The sequence below is a fragment of the Vibrio sp. Y176 genome, assembly GCF_033438945.1.
Genome location: NZ_JAWOQS010000213.1, coordinates 1 through 904 on the forward strand (window position 1 = coordinate 1; position 904 = coordinate 904).

A 904-nucleotide genomic window follows, 5' to 3' on the forward strand; every position below is an offset into this window, starting at 1 on the left:
ATTTTTTGTTTTATATGTTTGGGGATATCTGGGTTAGAGAGTATCCGCCTTCGTGTTAACTCCATCATGGAGTTCACCGAAAGATGTTCGACGTTCTGCCCCTTCGCATGAAAGATGAGGCGAGTCAGTTCGTACATCATATCTTCTGCAATCTTCTTCTCTTGTTGCAGTTGGATATTCTTTTGAATCAATGCATTACCAAATAGCACGCCGGATAAAACCAGAATGGCAGATAATGCTGCAGCCAGCGGACGGCGCTGCACTAAACGCAATGCGCTGTACAACGGCCAATGTTTTTTTTGTTCGATTGGGCGCCGCTCAAGCATGCGCTCAATATCAATTCTTAGTGCTCGAACGTCTGAATAGCGCAGTTTTGCGGCAGAGCGTGTCGCGCGTCTAATGACCCAGTAAACATCAGACCAAACGCGCGGTGACGGAAACATCATCGCGAGAATTTTACCCAGAGAGTACACATCGCTTTGTGCCGTCAGAAACTGACCAGTCTGTTGTTCTGGACTGGCAAAGTTTTGGCTAAACGCAATTAATGCGGGTGGGGATTCGCCACCGCTGTTTTGCACTTTCTGCGTCAGATTGAAATCGAGCAATTTCGGTCGTTTATTTGGGTCAATCAGGATATTTTCAGGCTTGAGATCGGTGTGTAACACTTGGTGGTGATGCGCGTGTTCCATTGCCTGACAAATCTGCTTAAACAGCGTGAGCTTCTCATGGTCTGTCAGCGTGACTTCGGCAAGATAATCATCCAATGTTTGGCCAAACACGCGCTCCATGACGATGTAAACCGAGCCGTCATGCAGGCCGCCGTCAAAGACTTTCGCAATATAAGGGTGATTTAAACGTGCTAGTAGCTGCGCTTCATCGAAAAGTGCCCGTTGTCCGAGCACAT

1 protein-coding gene is annotated in these 904 nt (G+C 47.6%); it reads right to left on the reverse strand.

The genetic code is table 11. The annotated features are described in order from the left end of the window. The coding region (locus tag R7O13_RS25150) for a serine/threonine-protein kinase (RefSeq protein ID WP_318304979.1) at positions 1-904 on the reverse strand (904 nt) is incomplete at both ends.